Genomic DNA, 1,484 nt, shown 5'->3' on the forward strand with positions numbered 1-1,484 from the left:
GGCTCTTCGTACTTGCGGTGGGGGTCATGCCAGTCGGGGGTGGCGTAGGCCCCCGCCGACCAGGAGCATCCGCAGGCGGTAGTTGGCCCGGTTACGGAACCCGCGGGCGATGCGGCGGTGGAGCTCGATGAGCCCGTTGATGGCTTCGGTGCCGCCGTTGGACGCGCCCCCGGTGTCGAAGTAGGCCAGCAGCTGGGTGCGCCACTGCCGCAGGGTCCGGCCGAGGCGGGCGACCTCCGGGATCGGGCAGGACGCGAAGGAGGCGAGGACCTTCTCCGCGACCGCCCTCCCGGCGGCGGGGGTGGGCTGGTGGTAGATCGAGCGCAGCTGCTGGGCGCACTGCCAGGCCACGGCGACCTGGTCGTGCTCGGGGTGGGCGGCGAACGCCGCCTCGAGGCGGGTGAGCTGGCGGTCGGTGAGGTTCTCGGCCCCGGCCCGCAGGGTCGTGCGGATGCCGTACAGCGGGTCCCCGGAGCGGCCGCGGTGTCCGGTCGTCTCTTGTTGCACCCGTCGGCGGACGTCGTCGAGGGCGGCGGTACCGAGCTTGACGACGTGGAAGGGGTCGACCACCGAGGTCGCGTCCTCGAGCTTGTCGTCGATGGCGTTCTTGTACCCGTGGAAGGGATCCAGCGTCGCCACCTGCACCCCGGCGCGGAAGGCCTCGCCGCGCTCCTCGAGCCAGTCGGCGTAGACCCGCCCGGAGCGGCCGGGGACCAGGTCGAGCAGACGGGCGTGGACGCGTCCGTCCTGGTCACGGGTCAGGTCGACCATCCCGGTGAGCTCCTTCGGGCCCCGCCGGCGGGGGTCGACGTGGTGCCACACGTGCTCGTCCACGCCCAGGGCCGCCACGTCGGCGAAGCGGGTCTCGTCAGCCGCCAGCACGGCCAGCAGCGGCGCGATCGAGGTCCACAACGTCCGCCAGGACACGCCGAGCTGGCGGGCCAGCCCCGCGACGGAGGCGTGCTCGCGGCGCAGCTGCCCGATCGCCCACCACCGCGCCCGCGTCGACAGCCGCGCCCGCGCCAGCGCCACCTCGTCGTCGACCTCGGTGAAGCCCCAGATCGAGCAGGCCGGCTCACCGCAGGTCCAGGTCCGCTTGCGCCAGATGAGCTGGACCGGACGCCCGAACGCCGGCACGTCCACCAGCGCGTGCTCGCGGCGGCCGTGGCTGGTCGCGAGCACCCCGCAGGCCCGGCAGCCGGTCGGTCCCGGTGGCGACTCGACCGTCACCACGAGGCCGTCCTCGGCGAGGTCGACGGCGACGACATGCAGGCCGTCCAGGCCCACGAGCAGGTCGCAGCTGGCGCAGTAGGACGCCGAAGCATCCGGGCAGGAGCGGGCGCAGAACGTAGAGTCAGACACGGTCGAGGTCCTCGCTGGAACGGCTTGCTTGGTCGCTGCCGATCCTGAGGACCTCGACCCCTCACACCCCGCTCACCGCGCCCGGCGTGTCGTCACCGCCCCCACCGCAGGTACGAAGAGCC

The 1,484-nt window shown here is 73.5% G+C and carries 1 protein-coding gene; it reads right to left on the minus strand.

Annotation, left to right across the window (positions count from 1 at the left end):
- Positions 1-24 precede the first annotated feature (24 nt).
- Entirely contained in the window at positions 25-1,362 is a 1,338-nt protein-coding gene (locus WDZ17_RS17300; protein ID WP_339576421.1) for an ISL3 family transposase, read from the minus strand.
- Positions 1,363-1,484: the final 122 nt, after the last annotated feature.

Source organism: Pseudokineococcus basanitobsidens (assembly GCF_037482545.1).
In the GTDB taxonomy this organism is placed as follows: domain Bacteria; phylum Actinomycetota; class Actinomycetes; order Actinomycetales; family Quadrisphaeraceae; genus Pseudokineococcus; species Pseudokineococcus basanitobsidens.